Annotated in this window: 17 protein-coding genes; 11 read left to right on the forward strand and 6 right to left on the reverse strand. The window is 71.4% G+C overall.

Going from position 1 to position 18,954, the window contains the following annotated elements:
- The first annotated feature begins 125 nt into the window (after positions 1-125).
- Both QK288_RS07180 and QK288_RS07185 read left to right on the forward strand, forming a co-directional pair.
- A complete protein-coding gene (locus QK288_RS07180; RefSeq protein ID WP_281267121.1) occupies positions 126-407 on the forward strand; it encodes a hypothetical protein in 282 nt (93 codons plus the stop codon).
- 25 nt (positions 408-432) lie between these two features.
- Positions 433-1,755, forward strand: a complete 1,323-nt coding sequence (locus tag QK288_RS07185) for a threonine/serine exporter family protein (RefSeq protein ID WP_281267122.1) — start codon at positions 433-435, stop codon at positions 1,753-1,755.
- Between the two features lie 57 nt (positions 1,756-1,812).
- On the opposite strand, the gene QK288_RS07190 is transcribed toward QK288_RS07185, so the two are convergent.
- Positions 1,813-3,483 carry a class I adenylate-forming enzyme family protein gene (locus QK288_RS07190; RefSeq protein WP_281267123.1) on the reverse strand — a complete coding sequence of 557 codons (1,671 nt, stop codon included), beginning with the start codon at positions 3,481-3,483 and terminating at the stop codon, positions 1,813-1,815.
- A 250-nt stretch (positions 3,484-3,733) separates the two neighbouring features.
- Complete coding sequence (locus QK288_RS07195) at positions 3,734-6,103, reverse strand: Ig-like domain-containing protein (protein WP_281267124.1); 2,370 nt, start codon at positions 6,101-6,103, stop codon at positions 3,734-3,736.
- A 229-nt stretch (positions 6,104-6,332) separates the two neighbouring features.
- Here QK288_RS07195 and QK288_RS07200 point away from each other — a divergent pair, with 229 nt between their 5' ends.
- Positions 6,333-6,914, forward strand: a complete 582-nt coding sequence (locus tag QK288_RS07200) for a LemA family protein (RefSeq protein WP_281267125.1) — start codon at positions 6,333-6,335, stop codon at positions 6,912-6,914.
- Positions 6,915-6,936: 22 nt separating this feature from the next.
- A complete protein-coding gene (locus QK288_RS07205) occupies positions 6,937-7,839 on the forward strand; it encodes a M48 family metalloprotease (RefSeq protein ID WP_281267126.1) in 903 nt (300 codons plus the stop codon).
- Here QK288_RS07205 and QK288_RS07210 read toward each other — a convergent pair.
- A complete protein-coding gene (locus tag QK288_RS07210) occupies positions 7,836-9,110 on the reverse strand; it encodes a crosslink repair DNA glycosylase YcaQ family protein (protein ID WP_281267127.1) in 1,275 nt (424 codons plus the stop codon). The genes QK288_RS07205 and QK288_RS07210 overlap by 4 nt on opposite strands.
- A 150-nt stretch (positions 9,111-9,260) precedes the next feature.
- On the opposite strand from QK288_RS07210, the gene QK288_RS07215 reads away from it, so the two are divergent.
- Together QK288_RS07215 and ilvA are read left to right on the forward strand one after the other, a co-directional pair.
- Positions 9,261-10,463: an AI-2E family transporter gene (locus QK288_RS07215; protein ID WP_281267128.1), complete on the forward strand. Its 1,203-nt coding sequence runs from the start codon at positions 9,261-9,263 to the stop codon at positions 10,461-10,463.
- 46 nt (positions 10,464-10,509) lie between these two features.
- Positions 10,510-11,757, forward strand: a complete 1,248-nt coding sequence (gene ilvA, locus QK288_RS07220) for a threonine ammonia-lyase (RefSeq protein WP_281267129.1) — start codon at positions 10,510-10,512, stop codon at positions 11,755-11,757.
- 85 nt (positions 11,758-11,842) lie between these two features.
- Here ilvA and greA read toward each other — a convergent pair whose 3' ends face one another.
- Together greA and QK288_RS07230 are read right to left on the reverse strand one after the other, a co-directional pair.
- Positions 11,843-12,331: a transcription elongation factor GreA gene (greA, locus tag QK288_RS07225; RefSeq protein WP_281267130.1), complete on the reverse strand. Its 489-nt coding sequence runs from the start codon at positions 12,329-12,331 to the stop codon at positions 11,843-11,845.
- A 75-nt stretch (positions 12,332-12,406) separates the two neighbouring features.
- On the reverse strand, positions 12,407-12,916 hold the full coding sequence (locus QK288_RS07230) for a DUF4307 domain-containing protein (RefSeq protein WP_281267131.1): 510 nt from the start codon (positions 12,914-12,916) through the stop codon (positions 12,407-12,409).
- Positions 12,917-12,972: 56 nt separating this feature from the next.
- Here QK288_RS07230 and mca point away from each other — a divergent pair, with 56 nt between their 5' ends.
- Together mca and QK288_RS07240 are read left to right on the forward strand one after the other, a co-directional pair.
- Positions 12,973-13,863, forward strand: a complete 891-nt coding sequence (gene mca, locus QK288_RS07235) for a mycothiol conjugate amidase Mca (protein ID WP_281267132.1) — start codon at positions 12,973-12,975, stop codon at positions 13,861-13,863.
- Complete coding sequence (locus QK288_RS07240; RefSeq protein WP_281267133.1) at positions 13,860-14,141, forward strand: hypothetical protein; 282 nt, start codon at positions 13,860-13,862, stop codon at positions 14,139-14,141. The genes mca and QK288_RS07240 overlap by 4 nt, the downstream gene beginning before the upstream one ends.
- 225 nt (positions 14,142-14,366) lie before the next feature.
- Here the strand turns inward: QK288_RS07240 and QK288_RS07245 are convergent, their stop codons facing one another.
- Positions 14,367-15,107, reverse strand: a complete 741-nt coding sequence (locus QK288_RS07245) for a hemolysin III family protein (RefSeq protein WP_281267134.1) — start codon at positions 15,105-15,107, stop codon at positions 14,367-14,369.
- 75 nt (positions 15,108-15,182) lie between these two features.
- Here QK288_RS07245 and QK288_RS07250 point away from each other — a divergent pair, with 75 nt between their 5' ends.
- The 3 genes from QK288_RS07250 (at position 15,183) to QK288_RS07260 (ending at position 18,760) form a co-directional block, all read left to right on the forward strand.
- Positions 15,183-15,968, forward strand: a complete 786-nt coding sequence (locus QK288_RS07250) for an isoprenyl transferase (protein WP_281267135.1) — start codon at positions 15,183-15,185, stop codon at positions 15,966-15,968.
- Between the two features lie 89 nt (positions 15,969-16,057).
- The gene (locus QK288_RS07255) at positions 16,058-17,191 is read left to right on the forward strand and encodes an aminotransferase class V-fold PLP-dependent enzyme (RefSeq protein WP_281267136.1); all 1,134 of its coding nucleotides are present in this window, start codon (positions 16,058-16,060) and stop codon (positions 17,189-17,191) included.
- A gap of 264 nt (positions 17,192-17,455) precedes the next feature.
- Positions 17,456-18,760: a PhoH family protein gene (locus QK288_RS07260; protein ID WP_281267673.1), complete on the forward strand. Its 1,305-nt coding sequence runs from the start codon at positions 17,456-17,458 to the stop codon at positions 18,758-18,760.
- Positions 18,761-18,954 lie beyond the last annotated feature (194 nt).

Here is an 18,954-nt window from a genome sequence, read left to right on the forward strand (position 1 = left end):
TCCCGCGAATGCGGTTGCATCGAAACCTAGGGGCTGAACCTGAGCACGCACCGTGGAGTGCGCGTAGCGTCCAGCCGAGGTCGTCCCCCGTTGTGTGGCGATTCCGGGCACGGAGGTCCCCGACCGTGAAGCACATCATCTACGGCTTGGCGACGGTCCTCACGACGGACGACGCCGCGTACGCGGTGCTCGAGTACGCGGCGGCCCTCGCGCAGGCGGGTCTGGCCGACACGGTGCACGTCCCGACCGTCGATCGCTGGGGGATGGCCACCACGTCGAGCATCCTGCTGGCGCCCGCGATCGGGCTGCTCGTGCAGTCGGCGCCGGACGACGAGCTGCACCCGGAGACCGAGGGGTTCACGAGCGAGATGCGGTGGCGTACGCGGGCGGTGCAGACCGCGCACTGACCCCGGTGACCGTTAGCATGCTCCGGTGGTGGGATTCGGCAGCGCGCTCGCGAACCTCCGTGGTGTCCTCCGGCAGCCGGAGTCGCACGTCGAGGTGGTCGACGGGGAGACCGTCCCGGTCGGCATGCTCCTCGGCACGCTCGGCACCCTGTTGCTCGACGCCGGCAGCTCCGTCACCGACGTCCGTTCGGCGCTCGAGAAAGCCCGCGACTCCGCCGGCATCGGCCCGGAGCTCGCGGTCGGGGTGCTCCCGGCACTCGTGATCGTCAGCGAGACCGCGACGGGATCGGCGACGATCGTGAACGCCGAGGGCGTCGAGCTGTCGTCCCGGCAGGCGGCGCGCGCGAATCGGCTGGTCCTCGGGCTCGAGAGCGGCTCGATCGCCCTCGCGGAGATCCCGGCGCGGGTCAGGGCGATCCGAGCGGGCACCCGCCCGCCGGCGCCGCTGCCGTGGATCGCGGGCAACGCCCTCACCGCCGCAGGACTGGCGGTCGTGTTCCGCTGTCCGTGGTGGGCGATCCTGGTCACGCTCGGCGTCGGCGCGCTGGTCGGGGTCATCGGACTCCTGCTCCGTCGCTTCCGCGAGGCGGTCGCCATCATCCCGTTCCTCGCGGCGTTCATGTCGACGGCGGTGGTCGGACTCGTCGTCGCCCAGACCGGCTTCGGGCACGTCCCGCTCTTCGCCGTCTGTGCGCCCGTCGCGGTGTTCGTCCCCGGGGCGCTCATCACGAACGCCCTGCTCGAACTCACAGCGGCGGACATCGTCACCGGGGCCTCGCGGCTCGTGCAGGGCGTCATCATGCTCGGCTTCATGGCCGCCGGGATCGCCGCCGGCAGCGCGCTCACCGGGCTGCACGTCGACCCGTCGTCCGCGGCCCTCGTCGGCGAGGTCGCCGGGGTCGGGACCGACCGCGGCGGCTGGGAAGCGGTGCCGTCCTACTGGGTGTCGTGGGTCGCGGTGGTCGTCCTGGCGCTCGGTCTCGGCCTGGTCTTCGGCTCCGGCTGGCGTCTCACGCTCGTGTCCGTCGCGGTCATGGTGACCGCCTACGCGGTGCTGAGCGGCACGAGCCCACTGTGGGGCAGCGTCGTCGCGACCGGTGTGACCGCCGCCCTGCTGTTCGTCGCCACCCGCCTGCTCGAACGGCTCGTCCCGGTGATCCCGGCGACGGTGTCGTTCTTCCCCGCGTTCCTGTTGCTCGTCCCGGGCACGGTCGGGCTCGTCGCGGTGTCGACCCTCGACCCGGTGGCGCTCGCCACCCCGCTCGCGACGTTCGCGAGCCTGTGCATCGGCACGAAGATCGGTGGGCTGCTCCCCGGATTGTTCGCCCGCACCGCCCCGGCGCACTGAGCGCGACCAGGGCCGGACGGGAGGCTCGTGGCGGGCCCGCACCGTGCCTCCCGTCCGCTACGGGGCCAGCAGCAGCCCCGCTGCGTCGTCCTCGGCGGCCGTCGCCTTGGCGAGGTAGTGCACCTTCTTGCCCGTCGCGTTGTACGGCAGCTCGGTGACGAACCGGTACTTCCGCGGGCGCTTGTACCGTGCAAGGCCCGGATGCGACCCCGTCCACTGCTCGAGCTCGGCGGCCGCGTCGGCGTCATCCGACGGCAGCCCGCGCTCGGCACGGATGACGTACGCCGTCACGACCTCGCCCCAGCGCTCGTCGGGCACCCCGGTCACGATCGAGTCCGCGACGCCTGGGTGCTCCTGCAGGACCGCCTCCACCTGCACGGGGTGCACGTTCTCGCCGCCGGAGATGATCATGTCGTCCTTGCGCCCGACGATCGTCACCCGCTCGTGCTCGTCCCACGTCGCGAGGTCGCCCGGGTAGAACCAGCCGCTCGCGAACTTCTCCGCCTCGAGGCCGGGGTTCCGGTACGAGTAGCCGGACTTCACGGTGCGGACCGCGAACTCGCCGATCTCGGTGCCGTCCTTCGCCACGGTGTCGCTCGGCGCCGCGAGCTCGTCGGCGTACACCCGGACGACCGCGACGTCGTCGTCGGTGGAGGCCCGGCCCGTGGAGCCGGCGCCGTCGGGGAAGTCCTCCGGGCGCAGGAACGTGTTCCAGAAGGTCTCCGTCGTGCCGTAGCCGTTGAAGATCCGCGGGGAGAGCAGCTCCTGGTACCGCAGGGCAGCGGCCCGGTCGAGCGGCGCCCCCATCGTCACGATGCCGTGCAGGGAGGACAGGTCGCGCGGCCGCTTCTCCTGCGCGTTCGCGAGCTGCACGAGGTTCGGCGGGGCCCCGATGAGGAACGTCAGCCGTTCCGACTCGACGAGGTCGAGCACACGGTCGGCGTCGAAGTGCCGGAGCGTGGTGAGCTCGGCCCCGACGTAGAACACCGGGTTCGGACCGCCGGAGTACAGCCCACCGCGGTGGAACAGCGGCGACATGTTCAGCGTCTTGTCGAAGGGGCTCAGCGGGAAGTGCATGACCACGTCGTGCGCGCTGAGCACCTCGACGAGGCTCGGCAGCGGGACGGGCTTCGGTCGGCCCGTCGTCCCGGAGGTGTACAGCCGCGTCGTCTCGTCGTAGGTGCTCCGCGGCTCGGTCGGCGTGAGTTCGTCCGCCGTCACCGGGTCGGCCGCGAGCAGGTCGGCGAACGGGACGTCCTGCCGGAGCGCATCGCCGACGACCACGACGTGCGCCGGGTCGTGCGAGGCGCTCGCCAGCGCGGCCGTGATGTCCGTGGTCCGGTCGGCGTCGTACACGAGCACGACCGGGGCCGAGTCGTCGACGATGAACGCGACCTCGTCGGCCGCGAGCCGGAAGTTCGTCGGCGAGAACACCGCGCCGATGCGGTGGCACGCCAGGTAGAGCATCGCGAACTCGGGGGAGTTGAAGAGCTCGACCATGACGACCGAGCCCTTGCCGGCGCCGTGCCGGAGGAGCCACCCGCCGATCCGGTCGACCGCGTCGCCGAGTTCCGCGTACGTCCACGACCGGTCCGTGTCCGGGTCCCGGAGGGCTGGACGTCCGGCGAAGCGGTGCGTGTTCCGCGCGAAGCCGTTGGCGTAGGTGTAGCTGCCCTCGAAGACCTCGCGGAACCGGGTCGGGTCGTAGTCGGATCGGGTCTTCGTCATCGTCGCTCCCATGCGCTCGTCGGTGCTCCGACGCACCGTTCGCCAGCGTAATCCGCGCGCGCAGTGCCGGGCGCGCGGCGCGCGAGACGGTCGAGTGCGCAGTGACGGCGACCGGCGCGCACCCGCGGTGACCACTGGTGCGCACTGGCCGCCTGCACGGCGGTGGCGGCGCGCCGGGGGTGCGGTGAGCCTCCAGTGTGTCGGCGGGTCGGCCGCGGTCTCCGGCGCCGGACTGGAGGCTCGGTGCGTGTCAGCCGCGGACGTCCGGTTCCAGGACCCGGACCCACAACCAGGTGGCGGCCGCCACCGCGGCGCACCCGCAGGCGACGACACCCATGGCGACGGGGGAGACGTGGGTCCCGGCGGAGCCGGAGTAGACGGCGGCGGCCAGCGCGACGCCGACGGCGGCGATCGATGCGTACCGGCCCCGGGAGTGCGCCCACAGTGCGCTGCCGGCGGAGCCGGCGACCGGCAGCAGCGTCACGACGAGCGACCCGAGACCGCCCACGCAGAGGGTGATGGCGAACTCGGACACGAGCGACGTCCAGAAGCCGGTTCCCGGGGTGAGGCTGTGCAGCAGCCACCCGGCCGCGGCGAGGAGGAGCAGCGCGATCGAACGCCACGTCGCGCTCCTGGCGCAGGCCGCGATCCCGGTGCCGAGGCGCATCGCGGCCGTGTCGACGTCGAGGCGTCCGGCCGGGACCAGGAGGACGCCGATGACGATCGCCGGGGAGAGGTCCGCGAGCCGGGTGATGCCGCACGCCACGAGGGCGGCGAGCACGAGCCACGGCGAGATGCGGTACCCGACCGTGTGCCGGTCGGCGCCGGCGGCCCAGCGGGTCGCCAGCACCACCGCGGCCGCGAGGACGGCGGCACCGAGCAGGACCGCGATCGCGAGGCGGACGTACCGCGCCTCGAGCTCGACACCGACCCCGAGCAGGGTCAGCACGGCTGCGAGCGGGACCGCCACGGCGACGGACGCCCAGGTCGGGAGCGCCTCGTCACCACGGGTGCGCTCCGCGCGGGGGCGGTTGCGCCCGGTGAAGGACGCGAGGCGGACGGGCATGCGACCGCGGAGGGTGCGTGCGACGAGTCGTGCGGGCCCGGCGACGAGGAGCAGGAACCCGGCCGCGACCGAGGCAGCAACGAGGAGCGTGCGCCACGAGAAGGACGACTGGATGGTGGGGACGGTCTGGTCGAACGTCGTCGCGATCGACCAGTCGCCCGCCGGGCCGGACCAGTCGTGGCCGCCGGTGCCCTGGCCCGCGCTGCCGCCGCCGGTCCCGGCTCCGCCGGACTCCGTCCCGCCGCCGGCGCCGCTGCCCGGGGTGTGCCCGGAGGTCCCGCCCGAGCCGTCGGCCGTGCCCGGTCCTGCCGTCCCGGTCGGGGTGCCACCGGCTCCGGTGGGCCCGCTCGGGGCGCTGCTGGGCGGTGCACTCGAACCGGGGGTGCTGGTGGCGCCCGCCCGGACCGTGACGTCCACGGCCGAGGACGACCGCGAGTGGTTCCCCGCGGCGTCGTGCTGCAGCGCGGTGACCTGGTGGCGGCCCGCCGTGAGCGTCGTGCCCTCGGCCGAGCACGCCCAGGAACCGTTCGAGCCGACCGTGGCGCCGCACACCGCGACGCGGTCGACGTAGGCGGTCAGGGTGGCGCCGGGCTCACCCGTGCCGCGGATCGTCAGCGGCTGGGTGCCGATCCGTGCTCCGGTCCGCGGGTCCGTGACACGCGGGGCGTCCGGCGGGGTGCGGTCGATCGTGATCGACACCGGCTGTGATGCGGCGCTGCGGAGGTCGGACCGGAAGCCACCCGCGGTGCTCGCCGTCTGGGTGGCCGTCATGGTGACGGTGCCGTTCGGGCGCGGTGCACCCGTCGCCCAGGAGACGATCCAGCGGCCGTCCGGTCCGATGACCGCGGTGCGGACGGCGGCGCCTCCGTTCGTCGTGGTGCCGGAGAGTGACACCGTGACGGTCATGCCCGCGTCCCCGGTGCCGGAGACGGAGCCCGCGGTCGGTGCCCGCGTGGTGATGGTCGGCGGGACGACGACGTCGGACGCCGGAGCGTCGGCGGTGCGGCGGGAGGGGTCGGTGGTGTCCTGCACGGTGAACACCTGCTGCGGACCGGTCTGGACGGTGCCGTAGCAGGACCACGTGCCACGGGGGTCTGCCGTCGCGGTGCACACCGAACGGGTGGAGACGGCGGGGTCCATCACACGGACGGCGTGTCCGGGCGTCGCCGTGCCGTGGAACCGGCCGGTCGCGCTCGTGACGTCGCCGGGGTCGGCGATCGTGGGGTCGACCGGGGGGCGATCGGTCGGGGGAGCGGTCGGGGACGGGGAACCCGTCGGGGCGGACGACGGTGGGGCCGGCCGGGTGTCGGACTGCGTGGGGGCGGCCGGCGCCGCGGTGCTCGTCGCTGCCGCCGGCGCGATGGTGGTCGATGCTGGCCGCGACGCGGTGGTCGCTGCTGCTGCCACGGGGGCGGCCGCGAGGGCGAGCAGGGCTGCGGCGAGCGTCGCGGTCAGGCCCGCCAGCACCGTGCCACGGGCGGACTTCCGGGCTCGACGAGCAGGGCCGTCGCCCCCGACTGCCCTGGTGTCCACGTGGTCCCCGCGCGTGTTCATGCCCCTCCATCCCACGTCATGGCGACTGATCGGTCAATACACCTCGCGGATGATGTCCCCGATCCGAGCCGGTCCCGAACGTGGGGTGTGCGTGCCTGGGGAATCAACCGTGAACCCCGGGCCGCGCTCGGAACCGTCACTGAGCGTCGTTAGAATCATCGATGGTCGTCCGGTGTGCACCATCGGCCGCCGCACGCGAGCATCCCGACGCGACAAGGAGCACTCCCGCATGGACACCGGACTCATCACGACACTGATCGTCATCGGCGTGGTGGTCGTGGTCCTCGTGGTCGTCGGGATCTACCTCTGGGTCACGTACAACTCGCTCGTCACGCTGAAGGTCCGCGTCGACGAGGCGTGGAGCGACATCTCCGTGCAGCTGAAGCGCCGCGCTGACCTCATCCCCACCATCGTCGACACGGTGAAGGGGTACGCCACGCACGAGAAGTCCGTCTTCGACGACGTGACCAAGGCCCGCTCCGAGACGTTGAGCGCCGGCGACGCGACAGCGGCATCCGCAGCCGAAGGGCACATGCAGAAGGCCCTGAAGAGCGTGTTCGCCGTGGCCGAGGGGTACCCCCAGCTCCAGTCGAGCCAGAACTTCCTGCAGCTGCAGACCGAACTCGTCGACACCGAGGACAAGATCCAGTCGGCCAGGCGGTTCTACAACGGCGGCGTCCGCGAGCTGAACACCAAGATCAAGGTGTTCCCGAACTCCTCCTTCGCGAAGAGCCGCGGCTTCGACGAGGCATCGTTCTTCGAGACGGCCGAGCCGGCGGCCATCGCCGAGCCGCCGCGCGTCCAGTTCTGACGAACCGGCACGGCTCCCGCAGATGTACAGCGCCATCGCGCGCAACAAGCGCAACACCGTCGTCATCGTCTTCGTCTTCCTGCTGATCATCGGCGCCCTCGGGTTCCTCGGCGGGTACCTCGCGGGCAACGTCTCGATCGGTGTGATCGTGCTCGTCGTCGCCATCGGGTACGCCGTGCTGCAGTACTTCACCGCTTCGCGCCAGGCGACCGCCATCGCCGGCGGCATCGAGATCGACCGGAACACCGAACCCCGGCTCTGGCGCACGGTCGAGAACCTCGCGATCGCCACCGGGATGCCGATGCCCCGGGTCTACGTGATCCGCGACCCGTCCCCGAACGCCTTCGCCACCGGCCGTGACCCGGAGCACGCCGTCGTCGCCGCCACCACCGGGCTGCTCGACATCATGGACGACCAGGAGCTGCAGGGCGTGATGGCGCACGAGCTCGGACACGTCCGGAACTACGACATCCGGGTGTCGACGATGGTCTTCGGGCTGGTCGTCGCGGTCGGCCTCATCGCGGACGTCCTGCTGCGCATCTCGATCTTCAGCGGGCTGACCGGCGGGCGGAACCGGAACAACGACAACGGCGGCGGTGCGAACCCGATCCTGATGATCGCCGGGATCGTCGCCGTGCTCGTCGCCCCGATCGCGGCGATGGGCGTCCAGGCGGCGGTCTCCCGGCAGCGCGAGTACCTCGCCGACGCAACCGGTGCGCTCACCACCCGGCACCCGGAGGGCCTCGCGCGGGCGCTCGAGAAGCTCGGGGCCCACGGTCGCCCGATGCAGACGCAGAACTCCTCCATGGCGCACCTGTGGATCGCGGACCCGATGCAGCCCGGACTGATGGACCGGTTGTTCTCGACGCACCCGCCGCTGCCGGATCGGATCGCGCGGCTCCGCGCGAACCAGGACCGCTTCTAGACGGTCGCGTCGGCCGCGTCGGTCGTGGCGGGCTCGGGGGCGTCCGCGTCGTCGGCCGCCAGGTGCGGGACGAGCGGCACGCCGAGCGCCCCCGCCAGTGCACGGGCGGCCGTCCCGCGATCGGTGACCTCGATGCCGTCGAGCCCCTGCCACGCCGCTGCCCGGCGCAGGGTGTCCGCCAGGCGTTCCGCATCGAGCACGGCGCCGTCTTCCTGCCAGGCCGTCCGCACGCGGAGGACCCCGCGCTGCCGGTCGCTCTTCAGGTCGACCCGGCCGACGAGCGTGTCGTCCTGCAGCACCGGGAGCACGTAGTACCCGAACACCCGCTTCGGCGCTGGCGTGTAGATCTCGATCCGGTAGTGGAACCCGTACATCCGCTCGGCACGTCGCCGGAACCACACCACGGGGTCGAACGGGCTCAGCACCGCACTGGTCGTCATCGTGCGCGGGACCCGGGCGTCGGCGTGCATCCACGCCTGCTCCCGCCAGCCCTCGACCAGCACGGGCAGCAGTTCCCCGGCGTCCTGCAGCTCGGCGATGGCCGCCGCGGTGTCGTCCGACCGCAACCGGTAGTAGTCGGCGATGTCAGCACGCGTGCCGACACCGAGCGCGCGGGACGCCCGCCCGACGAGCTCGCGGATCGCGTCCGCGCGAGCAGGTGCCGTCTCGAGGAACCCGGCCGGCAGCACCTGCGACGGCAGCGCGTACACCCGCTCGAAGCCCGATCGCCCCGCGCTCACCACGTCGCCCCAGCGGAACATCAGCTCGAGTCCGAGCTTGACGTCGCTCCACCCCCACCACGGCCCACGGCGCACGTTCGACTCGTGCTCCACGGCACTCGCGGGCATCGGCCCCTCGGCACGGAGCATCGCGTGCAGCTCGCGACGCACGGACTCGGTCCTGGTGACGTGTTCGATGCGGACCGGGGCGGCGTCCCGCTCGCGCATCGCGTCCATCTTCCAGCGGAACAGCCGGAGGTCGTCCCGGGGGATGAACGCGGCTTCGTGCGCCCAGTACTCCAGGTACGGGCCGCGCTTCGCGAACGTCAGTCGATCGAGCGCGGTGCGGTCGTAGGCGCCGAGCCGGGCGAACAGCGGCAGGTAGTGGCTCCGCTCGAAGACGTTGACCGAGTCGATCTGCAGCAGGCCGAGGCGGTTGATCCCCGCGCTCAGCGACCTGGTGACGACGGTGTCCGCCGGCGGCCGCCCGAAGCCCTGCGCGGCGAGTGCGAGGCGCCGGGACTCGGCAGCGGAGAGCGTGGTCCTGACCATGTCCTCGACCCTAGTGAGCGCCACCGACGCCCACCTGCCGACGTACATGCCGCATCTGGAACCTGTCAGGCGACACACGGATACACTCGCGGCATGGCATGGGGACGCAAGCAGACTCATCCCGACCCCGTGGTCGAGGATTCGGTACCGATGGGCATGCGCATCGCCGGGGCGTGGTCCTGGCGGGTGCTCGTCGTGGTCGGGGTGATCGCGCTCTTCATCTGGCTGATGACGATCTTCAGTGAGATCCTCATCCCGTTCCTCATCGGCATCGTGATCTCCGCGCTGCTGGTCCCGTTCTCGAACTGGTTGCAGCGCCACCACGTCCCGAAGTGGATCGCGGTCATCGTCAGCCTGCTGGCGGGCATCGCCGCGCTCGGTGGCCTGATCTGGCTCGTCGTGGACCAGGTGATCGCGTCCTACCCGTCGCTCCGGGACCGGACGCTCTCGCAGTACGCGAACATCCGCGACTTCGTGCTCAACTCCGGACTCGGCATCACCCAGAAAGACGTCAACGGCTGGCTCGACGACGCCACCAAGTGGTTGCAGGACAACTCCGGATCGATCCTCTCCGGCGTCGCGAGCGCCGGGTCGAGTGCAACCCACGTGTTCGAGGCCCTGTTCATCATCCTGTTCACGACGATCTTCCTGCTCATCGACGGCAAGAACGTCTGGCGCTGGACCGTGCGTCTCTTCCCGAAGAAGGCGCGCGCAGCGGTCGACGGTGCCGGGGTGGCCGGCTGGATCACCCTGACGAGCTTCATCCGCGTGCAGATCTTCGTCGCGTTCGTCGACGCCGTCGGCATCGGCCTCGGTGCCTGGATCGTCGGGCTGTTCTTCGGGGGCATGCCCCTCGTCATCCCGATCGCCGCGTTCGTGTTCCTCGGGGCGTTCATCCCCGTCGTCGGTGCGATCGTCACCGGGTTCCTGGCGGTCTTCGTCGCGCTGATCTTCAACGGACCGATCGCCGCGGTCCTCGTGCTCGCGGTCGTCCTGCTCGTGCAGCAGATCGAGGGGCACATCCTCCAGCCGTTGGTGATGGGCAACGCGGTGAAGGTGCACCCCCTGGCGGTCGTCCTCGGCGTCACCGCGGCCTCCGGTCTCGCTGGCATCGCCGGCGCGTTCTTCGCGGTCCCCCTGATCGCGACGGTGAACGCGATGGTCACCACCATCGCGAGCGGCCGGTGGCGTCGACTCGACTCGGACCACGTGCTCGAAGCGACCCCGAAGCGCGGGCAGCACGGCAACATCCAGCTCCTCCGTCGTCGCCGGCACACCACGCTGGACGACGTCCCGGCGCCCGGCAGCGACAAGGAACCCACGGCCGCTGACGGCACCGCCAGCACCAACTGACGTCATCGGTTCGCGGGCGGGGCCCCGCACCGACGATGATGGGGGAGTGACCGACACCAGCGCTCCTCCCCAGGCCCCCACGCTCGCCGACATCGAGGCTGCGCGGGAGACCATCGCGGGCGTGGCGCGCGTGACCCCGATGGAGACGTCGCAGTTCCTCGCGGAGCTCCTCGGGTCGCCCGTGCACCTGAAGTGCGAGAACCTGCAGCGCACCGGCGCGTACAAGGTGCGCGGGGCGTACAACCGCCTGTCAGCGCTGACACCAGAGCAGCGCGCGAAGGGCGTCGTCGCCGCCAGCGCCGGCAACCACGCCCAGGGCGTCGCCCTCGCCGCCCGTGAGCTCGGGATCCCGGCGACGATCTTCACGCCGGTCGGCGTCGCCCTGCCGAAGCTGCAGGCGACCCGGCACTACGGGGCCGAGGTCGTCCTCCGCGGCCACTCCGTGGAAGAAGCGCTGTCGGCCGCCAAGGACTTCGGCGCCCGCACGGGTGCCGTGTTCATCCCGCCGTTCGACCACCCCGACGTCATCGCCGGGCAGGGCACCCTCGGGCTCGAGATCGTCGACCAGGTGCCCGACGTCGACACGGTCGTGGTCCCGATCGGCGGCGGCGGCGTCATCGCCGGCATCGCCATCGCGGTGAAGGGACTCGCCGAGCGTCTCGGTCGCACGATCCGCGTGATCGGCGTGCAGGCGGCCAACGCCGCGTCCTACCCCGACTCGCTCGACGCCGGGGAGCCGGTGACCATCCAGACCACGCCGACGATCGCGGACGGCATCGCCGTCGCCCGCCCCGGCGAGCTCAACTTCCCGATCATCCGCGACCTCGTCGACGAGATCGTCACGGTCTCCGACGACGACGTCGCCCGGGCGCTGCTCGTGCTCCTCGAGCGCGCGAAGCTGGTCGTCGAGGCCGCAGGCGCGGTCGGCGTGGCAGCGATCATGGCCGGCGCCGTCAAGGACACCGGTCGGACCGTCGTGCTCCTGAGCGGCGGGAACATCGACCCGCTCATGATGGAGCGCGTGATCACCCGTGGTCTCGTCGCCGCGTCTCGCTACATCGGCATCCGGATCATGCTGCCGGACCGCCCCGGGCAGCTCGCCCGGGTCTCCCAGGTCATCTCCGACGCAGGCGCGAACGTCGTCGAGGTCCTGCACACCCGGCACGGGCAGGGGCTCGTCATCAACGAGGTCGCCCTCGACCTGTCGATCGAGGCCCGCGGCCCCGAGCACGCCGAAGAGGTCATCCAGCGGCTCCACGAGGCGGGCTTCCGCCCGGAGCAGTTGCTGCACTGAGCCTCCCGTCCGGCGCGGATCGCGCCCCGCAACGAACAACGCGCCCCGTCAGGACGGGGCGCGTTGTTCGTGAGGGGGCGCGAGCCTACGGCTCGTAGCGCTCGACCTTCGTCACCTCGACGGCGATGTCCTTGCCGTTCGGCGCGGTGTACGTCGTGGCGTCGCCGGCGCGGAGGCCGACGATCGCGGCGCCGACCGGGCTGACCGGGCTGTAGACCGTCAGGTCGGAGCCTTCGGCCACGATCTCGCGGCTGCCGACGAGGAACGTCGAGGAGTCGCCCGCGATGGTCGCCGTCACGACGGTGCCCGGCTCGACGGTGCCGTCGAACTCGGCTTCGCGGACGGTCGCCGTCTTCAGCAGGTTCGTGAGCACGCGGATGCGGGCCTCGATCTTGCCCTGCTCGTCCTTCGCAGCGTGGTAGCCGCCGTTCTCCTTGAGGTCGCCCTCTTCGCGCGCGGCCTCGATGCGGCGGGCGATCTCGGCACGGCCTTCGCCGCTCAGCTCCTCGAGCTCCGCCTGGAGGCGGTCGAACGCCTCCTGCGTGAGCCAGGTGGCCTGCGTGTCGTTGCTCATGAAAGTCAATCCCTTCGGCCATGAAAGAACGAGACCGACCGGAGCGGTCGATCTCGTCAGGCGAATCAGGGCAGTCTAGGGAACCCAGCAGGTGTGGATCAAGCCGGTCACGCCGCGTGTCGTGGTGTTCACCTCGGTCGAGATCGACCGCGAGCGCTCGGTGGCGGCGGGCAGCGACACCGTCTTCCAGCCGACGATCGTGTACGACTTGTCGAGCACCTGGACGGCGCACTCGGCCTTCGTGCCCGGATCCACCGACACCTGCGAGTGCACCACGGCCTTGTGTGCCGAGAGGATCTCGTAGCCGACGTCCTCGGTGTCGAGGCCGTGCGAGGTCTGCCCTGGGCCCGCCCAGATGACCCAGGCGCCGAACACGACGACGATCGCGGCCGCCGCGGCGATGGCGATCGTGCGGGTGCGACGGGTGCGCCCGGGGGTGCGGCCGTAGCGGTCGTCGAGGGTGGCCGTGGTGGTCGGGCCAGACGCGGTCGGGCCAGACGGGGTCGGGTTCAGCTGTTCGGACAGTTCGGGGCTCCCGGGGTGATTATCCTGATCCCAGGGTAGTTCACGCTCTCCGTGCGCCACCCGCACCCCCGATGCGCGCGACGTGCATCCCGATCGCCAGCAGTGAGGAACGTCCGGTGCCCTACCGCCTGATGGCCGTGCACGCCCATCCCGACGACGAGTCGAGCAAGGGAGCGGCCACCTCGGCGAAGTACGTGGCCGACGGCGACCAGGTCCTCGTGGTCTCCTGCACCGGCGGCGAGGCCGGCGACATCCTCAACGACCACCTCGGCGAACCCGCGACGAGCCACGCGCACCGCGACATGGCCGGCTACCGCCGCGGCGAGATGGCCGCTGCGCAGGCGGCACTCGGCATCGACCACGTCTGGCTCGGCTACCACGACTCGGGACTGCCCGACGCCGAGCAGGGCGAGACCGTGCGACCCGGCACGTTCTCCACCGTCCCGCTCGAGTACAGCACCGAGGCCCTCGTCCGCGTGATCCGTCGGTTCCGCCCGCACGTGCTCGTCACCTACGACGAGAACGGCGGGTACCCGCACCCCGACCACATCCGCACGCACGAGGTCTCCGTGGCCGCCTGGCGCGATGCCGCCGACCCGACGAAGTACCCGGAGGCCGGGGAACCCTGGTCGATCTCGAAGCTCTACTACGAGCGCACCATGAACCCGCGCCGCTTCACCGCGTTCTACGAGGCCCTCAAGGAGCGCGAGCCGGAGAGCCCGCTCCTCGAGCAGCTCGGCGAGTGGGTGGAGCGGTTCGCCGACCGGCCCGACCTCGCGACGACGCACGTGGACGTGCACGAGTACTTCGACGCCCGCGACGCCGCACTCCGTGCGCACGCCAGCCAGGTGCCGCCGGACAGCCCCTTCTTCTACTGGCCGAACGACCTCCTCGCGACGGTGTGGCCGACCGAGGACTACCAGCTGGTGGAGGCACGCGTGCCCACCGACCTGCCGGAGTCCGACCTCTTCGCGGGGATCCCACCGGAACAGGACGTCAACGCGTGAGCACCATCGCGGCAGTACTCGCCGCCACCCCGAGCCCCAGCCCGACCTCGGCCGTCCCCGACGTGGACGTCACGCCGGGGGTCGCCGGGTTCATCGCGATCGCGGTCATCGCGGTCCTGACGATCCTGCTCGTGGTGGACATGACCCGCCGCATCCGCCGCACCCGCTACCGCGCGGAGATCCGGGAGCGCCTCGAGGCCGAGGCCCGTGGCGAGGACGTCGGCGGCGCCGACGAGCCGGGCCGCACCGACGTCGCGGACGACACCGAACGCGGCTGACGGGACCGGTCACCGGCCTGGAGGCACCTGCCGGACCCCGCCACGAGCCTCCCGTCCGCCGTTCCGCGCCTGGCGAGCCGAATCGCGCGTAGGAGGCCGAATCGCGCGTAGGAGGTCGAATCGCGCGTAGGAGGTCGGAAGTTCCGGCCTCCTACGCGCGATTCGGCTTCCTCCTGCACGCGTTGTCGGAAGGAACGCGCGCGGTGCCGAGCTCGTCGTGCGCGGTCAGCGGACAGGGTGCAGGGCCACCAGCAGGATGCCGACCCACTGCGCGGCGAACGCGGCGACCGTCAGCGCGTGGAAGACCTCGTGGAACCCGAAGACCGTCGGGGACGGGTTCGGCCGCTTGAAGCCGTAGACCAGTGCGCCGACGACGTACGCGAGCCCGCCGGACAGCACGAGCACCGTCATCGGGACGCTCGCCGCGAAGAGCTGCGGCAGGATCCCGAGCGCCGCCATGCCGAGTGCCAGGTAGAGCGGCACGTAGAGCCAACGTGGTGCGCCGATCCAGAACACCCGGAACGCGATGCCGAGGAGCGCGCCGCCCCACATCACCCAGAGCACGACGAGCATGAGCGTGTGCGGCAGGGCGCACACCGCCACGGGCGTGTACGTGCCGGCGATGAGCAGGAAGATGTTCGTGTGGTCGATCCGCTTCAGGACCTTCTTGACCACCGGTCCCCACGGGAAGCGGTGGTAGGTCGCGGAGACGCCGAACATGATCAGCGACGTGGCCATGAACACGGCGGACCCGGCCTTCGCGGCCGGACTCGCAGCGAGCGAGACGAGCACGATGCCCATCGCGATGGCGAACGGGAACGTGCCGAGGTGGATCCAGCCACGCCAGGCCGGACGCGGCTCGACGGCCGACGCGGTTGCCTGCGACGCTTCCTCCGCGGCCTCGTCCGCCGCTTCCTCCGTGAACGGGACGTGGGGGAGGGTGTCGCTGTCCCGGTCGTGCTGCATCCTCCGACGATATGTCCGGCCGGCACCCGGACGGCTGGGAGTCCGCACCGAGGAGCCGTGCACTACAGTCGTTGCGTGACCGGCAGGCTGGGACGGGAAGGACGCGGGATCCTCTACCGCGCCTACCAGCAGCGCATCCGGAAGCAGATCGACGGTGCGCCGACGCCGAAGCACGTCGCGATGATCGTGGACGGGAACCGCCGCTGGGCGAAGCAGCTCGGCCTCGAGACCGCCGCGCACGGACATCGGGCAGGCGCGGCGAAGATCCCCGAGTTCCTGACCTGGTGCGAAGACCTCGACGTGCAGGTTGTCACGCTCTACCTGCTGTCGGCGGACAACCTCAAGGGCCGCGGCGGCGACGAACTCCAGGAACTCATCGGCATCATCGCGGCGCTGGCCGATCGCCTGTCGCGGCAGGGCACGTGGCGTGTGCAGCACGTCGGGTCGAACGACGGTCTTCCGGACGAGCTCGTCGCGGCGCTGTCGGAAGCGGAAGCCAGGAGCGCCGGCAACACCGGGCTGCACATCAACCTGGCGGTGGGGTACGGCGGCCGGCGTGAGATCGCCGACGCCATGCGCAGCATCGTCCGCGCGCACGGAGAAGGCGGTGGGACGCTCGACACCCTCGCCGAGGTCCTGACGCCCGAGCTCATCGGCGACCACCTGTACACGCAGGGGCAGCCGGACCCTGATCTGATGATCCGCACCTCGGGGGAGCAGCGCCTGTCCGACTTCATGCTGTGGCAGAGCGCGCACAGCGAGTTCTACTTCGTCGAGGCGTTCTACCCGGACCTGCGCGAGGTCGACTTCCTCCGGGCCGTACGCGACTTCGGGCGTCGGTCGCGGCGCTTCGGCGGCTGAGGCCTCGACGCGCGTTCCGGCGTCGATTCGGGTGCTGACCCGGGTCCCAGTACACTCACAGGGTTCTGTTCCTGTGAAAGGTGTCCGCTGTGACCACGATCGACGAGTACGCCGCCGGCTTCGCCGAGGATCCCGGGTACCTCGACCACGCCGCCTTCGGGCCCGTGCAGACCGCCGTGCTCGAGGAGCAGCGCGTCCTCGGGACCATCCAGGAGCACATGCGGTTCGGCGCGATGGAGACGCTCGACGAGCAGGACGCCCGCGTCCGTGCCGTCGCTGCACGGCTGGTCGGCGTCCGCGAGGAGCAGGTCGTGTCGCAGACCGCGACGACGCCCGGGCTGCTCCACACCGCGTTCGGGCTGACCGGTGGCGTGCTCGTCGCCGCGGACGAGTACCCGTCGATGCCGCTGGCGCTGGCGAGTGCCGCGTCGGCCACCGGGGGCCGTGTGCGCCCGGTCGTCATCGAGTCCGGCGCGGGGTGGGTGACGCCGTCGCTGGTCGCGTCACGAATCGCCGCGGCCGCGGAGTCCGGGGCCGATGACATCACCGCCGTCGCCGTGTCGCTCGTGGACTGGCGGACCGGGTACCTCGCCGACCTCGCCGGCATCCGCGAGGTCATCGGCGACCGTCTGCTCATCGTCGACGCGATCCAGGGCTTCGGCGTCGTCGACGCCCCGTACGAGGCCGCCGACGTCGTGGCGACCGGTGGACAAAAGTGGCTGCACGCCGGGTGGGGCACGGGGTTCGTGTCGTTCAGCGACCGTGCGCTCGGCCGCCTGCAGCCGGCCCTGTCCGGGCCGCACGGCACGACCGGGTGGCCGGTCGAGGTGCCGTCGGTCCGTCCTGGTGCCGCCGGCTTCACGATGACGCGGATCGACCCCGTCGCACAGGCGCGGCTCGCGGTCTCCCTCGAGCGGCTCACCGCGGTCGGGGTGTCCGCCGTGCAGGAGCGCGTCGCGGACCGCGTGGAGCGGGTGTTCCAGATCGCCGACGAGTTCGGGCTCGAGGTCGAGTCGAGCCGCGACCCCGCAGAGCGTGCGGGCATCGTCGTGCTCCGGCCCGCCGAAGGACGACTCACCGCGCTGTCGGCGGCGCTGCACAACCACGGCGTCACGGCGAGCACCCGACTCGGCACGGTCCGGGTGTCCGTCTTCGCGTCGACGACGGACGAGACCCTCGACATGTTCCGGGACGCCTGCATCTCCTACGCCACCTCGTTCTGACGCGCGTCGCTCAGGAGGCGTTCACATGAACGTAACCGAGCAATCCGCGTGTCGCTGGCGCGCTGTCAGAGGCTCGTCGTAGCTTTGCCGCATCGGGCACCGCGCCCGATCGAAGCGGCCACAGATGGTGCTTCGGGACCCGCTCCGTGGCCGTGTCGAGGACAAGGACCGGGTCGCGTGCGGCCCGGGGATGGAGTGGTCGTGACCTCTCAGAACGTCTCCCACGGAACCTCGTCAGCAGCGTCGACCTCGGCTTCCGCCGCGGTGTCGACCGGCACGGACCAGCGCACCTACGTGCTGGACACCTCGGTGCTGTTGAGTGATCCGCGGGCCCTGTTCCGCTTCGACGAGCACGCCGTCGTGCTGCCCGTCGTGGTCGTCAGCGAACTGGAGTCCAAGCGCAACGACCCGGAGATCGGGTACTTCGCCCGGCAGGCCCTCCGCATCCTCGACGAACTCCGCATCGAGCACGAACGCCTGGACTTCCCGGTCGCGGTCGGCGAAGGCGGGTCGCTCCGCGTCGAGCTGAACCACTCGAACCAGTCCGTCCTGCCCTCCGGCCTCCAACTCGGCGACAACGACTCCCGGATCCTCGCGGTCGCGTCGAACCTCGCGAACGACGGGCTCGATGTCGTCGTCGTCTCGAAGGACCTCCCGCTGCGCGTCAAGGCCGCCTCGATCGGCCTCGCGGCAGAGGAGTACCGCGCCGAACTCGCCGTCGACTCCGGGTACACGGGCATCGCCGAGCTGCAGGTCTCCGGCGAGCAGATGTCCGACCTGTACGAGAAGGAGGAGATCCGGTCGTCGCAGCTCGACGGTGTCCCGGTCAACACCGGTGTCGTCATCCACTCCGAACGGGGATCCGGTCTCGGCCGCGTGCACACCGCCGGTTCGGTCGCCCTCGTCCGCGGCGACCGCGAGGTCTTCGGGCTCCGCGGCCGCTCCGCCGAGCAGCGGCTCGCGATCGACGCGCTCCTCGACCCGGAGATCGGCATCGTCTCGCTCGGCGGCAGCGCCGGCACCGGGAAGTCGGCGCTCGCGCTCTGCGCCGGACTCGAAGCCGTGCTCGAACGGCAGCAGCACAAGAAGATCATGGTGTTCCGGCCGCTCTACGCGGTCGGCGGGCAGGAGCTCGGCTTCCTCCCCGGCGACGCGAGCGAGAAGATGAACCCGTGGGCGCAGGCCGTCTACGACACGCTCGGCGCGCTGGTGTCCGACAACGTCCTCGACGAGGTCGTGGAACGCGGCATGCTCGAGGTGCTCCCGCTGACCCACATCCGCGGGCGCTCCCTGCACGACGCGTTCGTCATCGTCGACGAGGCCCAGTCGCTCGAACGGAACGTCCTGCTGACGATGCTCTCCCGCATCGGGCAGAACTCCCGCGTCGTGCTCACCCACGACGTCGCGCAGCGCGACAACCTGCGGGTCGGTCGGCACGACGGGGTCGCGTCGGTGATCGAGCGGCTGAAGGGACACCCGCTGTTCGCGCACGTCACGCTGACGCGTTCCGAGCGCTCCGCGATCGCCGCGCTGGTGACGGAGATGCTGGACTCGCCCGACCTGGTCTAGTCGAGTCCTTCGCCAAAGCGACAGATCCCGCGATCGACGGGCCCAGTCCTTCGCCAAAGCGACAGATCACCGCAGGTTGTCTGCGGTGATCTGTCGCTTTCGCGGGTCGAGGACCGGAGGCGCGGCGCACGAACCGAGCCGAGACAGACGGGAGGCCCGGTGCCAGCTGGCACCGGGCCTCCCGTCCGTCAGAG

The sequence above is a fragment of the Curtobacterium sp. 9128 genome (genome assembly GCF_900086645.1).
In the GTDB taxonomy this organism is placed as follows: Bacteria; Actinomycetota; Actinomycetes; order Actinomycetales; family Microbacteriaceae; genus Curtobacterium.